The organism is Kitasatospora sp. NPDC057542 (genome assembly GCF_042801945.1).
Taxonomy (GTDB): Bacteria; Actinomycetota; Actinomycetes; order Streptomycetales; family Streptomycetaceae; genus Kitasatospora.
In genome coordinates, this window is the sequence record NZ_JBHVFE010000481.1 from 1 (window position 1) to 6,719 (window position 6,719).

7 protein-coding genes and 1 pseudogene are annotated in these 6,719 nt (G+C 73.7%); 5 read left to right on the forward strand and 3 right to left on the reverse strand.

Features of this window, described 5'->3' with window-relative positions; translation table 11 throughout:
* From ACFU7Y_RS37095 to ACFU7Y_RS37105, 3 genes are all read left to right on the forward strand, one after another.
* A partial coding sequence (locus ACFU7Y_RS37095) for an ATP-binding cassette domain-containing protein (protein WP_380770996.1) occupies positions 1-594 on the forward strand: 594 nt, incomplete at its 5' end.
* 68 nt (positions 595-662) lie between these two features.
* Entirely contained in the window at positions 663-1,346 is a 684-nt protein-coding gene (locus ACFU7Y_RS37100; RefSeq protein ID WP_224280460.1) for a nitroreductase family protein, read from the forward strand.
* An 83-nt stretch (positions 1,347-1,429) separates the two neighbouring features.
* Entirely contained in the window at positions 1,430-2,032 is a 603-nt protein-coding gene (locus tag ACFU7Y_RS37105) for a GNAT family N-acetyltransferase (RefSeq protein ID WP_224280462.1), read from the forward strand.
* A gap of 16 nt (positions 2,033-2,048) precedes the next feature.
* On the opposite strand, the gene ACFU7Y_RS37110 is transcribed toward ACFU7Y_RS37105, so the two are convergent.
* Complete coding sequence (locus tag ACFU7Y_RS37110; protein ID WP_224280464.1) at positions 2,049-3,002, reverse strand: aldo/keto reductase; 954 nt, start codon at positions 3,000-3,002, stop codon at positions 2,049-2,051.
* A 409-nt stretch (positions 3,003-3,411) separates the two neighbouring features.
* Between ACFU7Y_RS37110 and ACFU7Y_RS37115 the strand changes: the two are divergent.
* Positions 3,412-4,733 (forward strand): annotated as a pseudogene (locus ACFU7Y_RS37115) (SDR family oxidoreductase).
* A 4-nt stretch (positions 4,734-4,737) separates the two neighbouring features.
* Here the strand turns inward: ACFU7Y_RS37115 and ACFU7Y_RS37120 are convergent.
* A complete protein-coding gene (locus ACFU7Y_RS37120; protein WP_224280468.1) occupies positions 4,738-5,160 on the reverse strand; it encodes a hypothetical protein in 423 nt (140 codons plus the stop codon).
* An 85-nt stretch (positions 5,161-5,245) separates the two neighbouring features.
* Positions 5,246-5,989, reverse strand: a complete 744-nt coding sequence (locus ACFU7Y_RS37125) for an SDR family oxidoreductase (protein WP_224280470.1) — start codon at positions 5,987-5,989, stop codon at positions 5,246-5,248.
* A 101-nt stretch (positions 5,990-6,090) separates the two neighbouring features.
* Between ACFU7Y_RS37125 and ACFU7Y_RS37130 the strand changes: the two genes are divergently transcribed.
* Complete coding sequence (locus ACFU7Y_RS37130; protein WP_224280472.1) at positions 6,091-6,705, forward strand: TetR/AcrR family transcriptional regulator; 615 nt, start codon at positions 6,091-6,093, stop codon at positions 6,703-6,705.
* Positions 6,706-6,719: the final 14 nt, after the last annotated feature.

The window sequence follows — 6,719 nt, forward strand, 5'->3', positions numbered from 1 at the left end:
GTGGTCGCCACCCTGCGCGGGGCGAGCGCCCGGCGCGGCGACTTCGCCTTCGGCCCGGTGGACCTCCAGATCGACTGGGCCGACCGGGTCGCCATCACCGGCGCCAACGGCGCGGGCAAGTCCACGCTGCTGGCGGCCCTGCTCGGCCGGCTCGAACTCGACGGCGGCAGCGCCTCGCTGGGCTCCGGCGTGGTGGTCGGCGAGGTGGACCAGGCGCGCGGACTGTTCCTCGGCGAGGAGCCGCTGGTGGAGGCCTTCGCCGCCGCCGTTCCGGAGCTCTCGCCGGAGGACGTGCGCACCCTGCTGGCCAAGTTCGGCCTCAAGGCGGTGCACGTGCTGCGCCCGGCCGGCACCCTCTCCCCCGGCGAGCGCACCCGGGCCGCGCTGGCGCTGCTGCAGGCCCGCGGGGTCAACCTGCTGGTGCTGGACGAGCCCACCAACCACCTGGACCTGCCCGCGATCGAGCAGCTGGAGTCCGCGCTCGGCTCGTACACCGGCACCCTGCTGCTGGTCACCCACGACCGGCGGATGCTGGACACGGTGGCGGTGAACCGGCGGATCGAGGTCCGGGACGGGCGGGCGCACGAGCTGTAGCCCTCCACTGAACCGCGATTGGTCTCTACCTCTTCCCGGAGGGACCGTCATGTGCTGTGCTGTCCGCCATGGTTGACAGCACAGACAGCGCCGTGGCGGGGACGCCCCACCCGACCGTCCCGCTCGCCCCCATGACGGTGCCCGCCCACGAGGCCGAGGCCCGCAGCAGGTCCTTCCACGACGTGATGGCGCAGCGCCGGACCGTCCGCGACTACTCCACCCGCCCGATCCCGGACGGGGTCGTCGAGTGGGCGGTCCGCACGGCGGGCACCGCGCCCAGCGGCGCGCACGTCCAGCCCTGGCGGTTCGTGGTGATCACCGACCCGGAGCGCAAGCGGCGGCTGCGCGAGGCCGCCGAGGCCGAGGAGCGCGAGTTCTACGGCCACCGGGCCTCGGCGGAGTGGCTGGCCGCACTCGCCCCGATCGGCACCGACTGGCGCAAGCCGTTCCTGGAGGACGCGCCGGCCGTGATCGTGGTGTTCGAGGTGCACAAGGGCCCCGACTCGCCGCGCCCGTACTACACCAAGGAGTCGGTGGGGATCGCGGTCGGGCTGCTGCTGGCCACGCTGCACCAGGCCGGGCTGGCCACGCTCACCCACACCCCGAGCCCGATGAAGTTCCTCAACGAGGTGTGCGACCGTCCGGCGGAGGAACGCGCCGCGTACGTGATCCCGGTCGGCTACCCGGCCGAGGGGGCGCGCGTGCCGGACCTGCGGCGCAAGGAGCTCGACGAGGTGATGGTCCGGCTCTGACGCGCCGGGGCGCGGCCGGGCGCGCCCGCCGCCGGAGGGATATCGGATGGTGACAGGTCCTGGCCAAGGACATAATCGCCGTCATGAGCCCAGCACAGCCACGGTCCTGTGGTCTCGCCCCGCCGGCGGTGGAGGTGACCGCCGGACGGCCGCCGGAACGGCTGCGACTGCCCGGCGGCCTCTGGCTGCGACGCCGCCGCAGCACCCACACGGAGGCACTGAACCGGGCCGTCCGCGCCAACCTGGACCACCTGCGGCCCTGGATGGAGTGGGCGGCCGAGGCCCCCTCCCGGGCGCAGACCGCCGAGCTGACCCGGGCCGGCGCCGCCGCCTGGGAGGCCGGCACCGACTTCATGTACCTGGCCTGCCTGGACACCGAACCCGGCGGCGTGATCGGCGCCTTCGGCCTGCACGGCCGGATCGGCCCGGGCGCGCTGGAGATCGGCTACTGGGTCGCCGCCGGGCACGTCGGCCGCGGCATCGCCACCGCCGCGGCCGGGGCGCTGACCGAGGCCGCGCTGGCGCTGCCCGGGATCACCCGGGTGGAGATCCGCTGCGACCAGGCGAACGGCGCCAGCGCGGCCGTCCCGCGCAAGCTCGGCTACCGGCTGGAGCGGATCGCCGAGGCCGCCGTCCGGGCTCCGGGCGAGACCGGACGGCAGCTGGTGTGGGTGTTGGAGCGCTGACTCCGCCACCGCACCGTCAGTAGCGCTCGCCGGTCGCGGCCGGCAGCGCGTCCAGCTCGGCCAGGTCCGCCGCCGAGAGCTCGATCCCGGCCGCGCCCACGTTGTCCACGAGGTAGCGCGGCGTCCTGGTGCCCGGGATCGGGAAGACGTACCGGCCCTGCGCCAGCACCCAGGCCAGCGCGACCTGCGCGGGGCTGGCGCCGATCCGCTCGGCGACCGCCCCGACCGCCCCGACCAGCTCCAGGTTGGCCTTCAGCGCGTCCTGCTGGAAGCGCGGCAGCCGGCGGCGGAAGTCGTCGGCGGGCAGCTCGTCGAAGGACGTGATGCCGCCGGTCAGGAAGCCGCGGCCGAGCGGCGAGAACGGCAGGAAGGCGATGCCCTGCTCCTCGGTGTACGGCAGCACCTCGGCCAGCACGTCCCGGGTCCACAGCGACAGCTCGGACTGCACCGAGGCCACCGGGTGCACAGCCTGCGCCCGCTTGATCTCCTCCAGCGTCGCCTCGGAGAGCCCGATGCTCCGGGCCTTGCCCGCCGCGACGACCTCGGCGAACGCGCCCCAGGTCTCCTCGATCGGGACGTCCGGGTCGACCCGGTGCAGCTGGTAGAGGTCGACGTGGTCGGTGCCCAGCCGGCGCAGGCTCTCGTCGATCGAGCGGCGCACGTGCTCGGGCCGGCCGTTGCGCTCCTGCTGGCCCCCGCCGCCCGGCACGATGCCCACCTTGGTGGCCAGGAAGGCGCGCTCCCGGTACGGGCCGGCCAGCGCGGCCCCGACCACCTCCTCGTTGGTGTACGGGCCGTACATGTCGGCGGTGTCGATCAGGCCGACGCCGAGGTCCAGTGCCTGCCGGATCACCCGGACCGAGTTCTCGTCGTCCCGGTTCTGCACGTCGTAGGCCCAGGTCATGCCCATGCAGCCGAGACCGATGACGCCGATCTCGGGGCCGCTGGTACCGAACGAGGCGTTGCGCATGGCGGTGCTCCCATCTGGGTTCCGCGGCTTCCGTGGTGGTTGCCGCAGTGGTTCGCGTGGTGGTGCGTGGTCAACGCCTTCAGCTTTCACCTTGGAGTGCACTCAAGGTCAAGTCCCTTCGGATCCACTCCCGGAAGCCCGTGGCCGGGGCGTACGGTCCGGTGATCGACGACGTGCAGGTCAAGGAGTGCAAGGCCTGCTGCGGCTGACCGGGCTGTCCAAGTGCACCAACATCCCTCAGCAGCCGTACGAGTTCGCGAGGATCCTCGGCCAGTACGCGGGCTGAGCCCATCGCCTACCGCCCACCGGCGGAAATTGGCATCTCATCGTCCCGGACCGTCCGTTACAGTCCCTCCCACCTGTACGGCACGAGGGGGCGGACATGACGGTCCGGGACGACCACATCCAGTTGAGCACGACCACTCCGGCCTGCGAGGACGCGGCCTGCACGGCGCACGTCAGCGCCGAGGAACTGGCCGCGTTCAGCCGCACCCTCGGCCGGCTTCGGGCCCTGCCCGCCCACGACCGCACCCGGCTGCACGCCGAGCGGCAGCTCAGCTCCTTCGTCATGGAGAGCCGCAAGCGCCGCCGCCAGGAGGCCCGGCAGACCCTCCGGCAGGCCGACGCCGAGCTGCTCGCCACCACCGCGACCGGCAGCCGGACCCGCCGCGAGGACGCGCCCCTGACCGCGGCGGACGAGCCGGCCGGCGAGCTGCGGATACCGCGCAAGTGCTACGTCTGCAAGCAGGCCTACCGCCGGGTCGACGGCTTCTACCACATGCTCTGCGCCGGGCGCTGCTCACCGGCGGGCGGGTGAAGATCGGTTTCCAGCTGGCCCTGATGATGCTGCGCGACGGGGCCGAGCTGATCGTCACCAGCCGCTTCCCGCAGGACACCGTCCGCCGCTTCCGCGCCGCCGAGGGCAGCGCGCAGTGGTGGGACCGGCTGACGGTGGTCGCCATCGACCTCCGCGACCCGCGCCAGGTGCTCGGCCTGACCGAGCGGTTGTGCGCCGACGGGCGCCCGCTCGACATCCTGGTCAACAACGCCGCGCAGACCCTGCGCCGCCCGCCCGGGTCGTACGCGCTGCTGGCCGCGGGCGAGCAGGACGCCCTGCCCGCCGCCGACCGCCGGGCGATCAGCCACGCCCCCGGGTTCCGCCCGGCCACCGGCCTCACCCGACTTCCTTCGGGAGCCGGGTCGTTGCTGGACTTCACGGACGAGGCCGGGCTGCTGCCCGACCTCGCCCCCGCCAACTCCTGGTCCGCCACGCTGGGTTCGCTCGACCCGGCGGAGGTGCTGGAGACCCAGCTGGTCAACGCGCTGGCCCCCGCCCTGCTCTGCGACCGGCTGCTGCCCCTGCTGCTGGCCTCGCCGCACCCCGCCCGTTACATCGTCAACGTCACCGCGGTGGAGGGCCGGTTCGCCGTCCGCAACAAGACCGCCCGGCATCCGCACACCAACATGGCGAAGGCCGCGCTCAACATGCTCACCCGCACCAGCGCGGCCGAACTCGCCACCCGGGGCGTGCACATGTGCGCCGTCGACACCGGCTGGATCACCGACGAGAACCCGGCCCCGAAGAAGGCCCGACTCGCCGCCCAGGGGTTCCGCACCCCGCTCGACATCGTGGACGGCGCGGCCCGGGTCTACGACCCGATCGTCCGCGGCGAGGCCGGGGACCCGGTGTCGGGGGTGTTCCTCAAGGACTACCGGGTGGCGGAGTGGTGACGGCTCACGTGTCGTAGCAGCCGCACCAGGGGGCGTCGAAGCCGAGGCCGTCCGGGTACAGCTCGAAGTGGACCCGCTCGTCCTCCTCCTCCACCTCGTCCTCCTCGTAGTCCTCGCGGACCAGGCCGAACAGCTCGCCGTCGACGTGCACGGCGAACGGGGCGATCGCGATGTCCCCGTACTCCCGACCGGGCAGGGCGTCGAGCCACTCCGCCAGCAGTCGCCTGGCCTCCGCCGCCTCGCCCGTGGAGCGTATCCGCGAGTCGAGGTGGCGGCCGGTGACGTCGAAACGGTGCAGGGCGGCGTAGTACCGGCCATCACCGAGGCAGAGAGCCGAGGCGAAGAACTGGCCGCCCTGCCAGCGACCGATGGTGTCGGTGCGGTAGTCGGGCCGGTGGCTGACGGGGATGACGTCGGGAGCGTTCACGGTCGAACCATAGGAGTGACCTGCGACAGTGCCCGGGTCAGCGCCCGGGTCAGCGCCCGGGTCAGCGCCCGGGTCGGCGCCCGGGTCAGCGCCCGGTGGGCAGGTTGGCCCCACCGGTGCAGTCGAACACCACACCCGTGACGAAGCTGTTGGCGGCCAGCATGTGGATCGCCCGGGCGACGTCCTCCGCGCGGCCGACCCGGCCGACCGGGGTGGTGGCGGCGAGGCCCTCGAACAGCGCGGCCCGCTGCTCGGCCGGGACGCGGTCCCACCACGGGGTGTCGATCACGCCAGGCGAGACGGCGTTGACCCGCAGCGGGGCGAGCTCGACGGCCAGCGGAGGGACCATCGCCTCCAGGGCGCCGTTGATGGCGGCCAGTCCGGCGGTGCCGGGGATGGCGGCACGGGCCGAGGCGGCGGTGATCAGGGTGACCGAGCCGTCCTCGCGCAGGTGCGGCAGCGCCGCCTGGAGGACGCGCACCTGCGGCCAGAACTTGGCGTCGAAGCCGGTCGCGAGGTCGGCCAGGTCGAGCCCGGCGAAGGGGCCGGCGCCGGCCGCGCCGCTGACCGCGACGACCAGGTGGTCCACGGTGCCGGCCGCGGCGAAGAAGTCGGCGAGGGCGGCCGGGTCGGCCGCGTCCAGCCGGTGACCGGTGGTCTTGCCGCCCATCCGGGAGACGGCGGCGTCCAGCCGGTCGCGGTCGCGGCCGGTGACCACGACCTCGGCGCCGTCCGCGGCGAAGGCGGTGGCGGCCGCCTCGCCGATGCCCGAGCTGCCGCCCATCACGACGACGCGCTGTCCGGCGAAGAGGTTTGACGCAGTGCTCATGGTGGTGGGGCCCTTCAACTTGTCGAGACCTCAGGTTCCGACAATGATGTTTGTCGAGACTGCTAGTCTTGTCAAGCGAGGGCAGGAGGAGAGGGAACACGATGAGCGAGACCAAGGGCGCCGAGGCCTCCCCGGCCGTACGCCCGCACACCGGACGCCGCCGCAACGAGGCCGCCCACCGGGCGATCCTCGACGCCGCGCTGCGCCTGCTCGCCGAGTCCGACGGCACACCCGTCACCATCGACGCCATCGCCCGCACGGCCGGCGTCGGCAAGCAGACCGTCTACCGCTGGTGGCCCTCCAAGGGCGCCGTGCTGCTCGACGCCCTCACCGACCGCGCCGACCAGGACGTCCACGGCCCCGGCACCGGCGACCTGCGCACCGACCTGCGGGCCTTCATCGCCACCACCTTCGAGGCGGCCCAACGCGACACCACCGCCTCCGCGCTGCGCACCGTCGCCCGCGAGGCCGCCCGTGACCCGCACCTCGCCGAGCTGATGCGGAGCTTCACCGCCGCCCGCCGCACCGCGCTGCGCGAACTCCTCGCCAAGGGGCGCGAGCGCGGCGAGCTGGCCGGGGACGCCGACCTGGACCTCATCGCGGACCAGGTCTACGGGGTCTTCTGGTACCGCTTCCTGCTCGGGCACGGCGCGCTCGACGCGGACACCGCGGAGCGGCTCGCCGACTCGCTGACCACGGGCAACGGCGGCCACTGAGCACACCCCTGCGT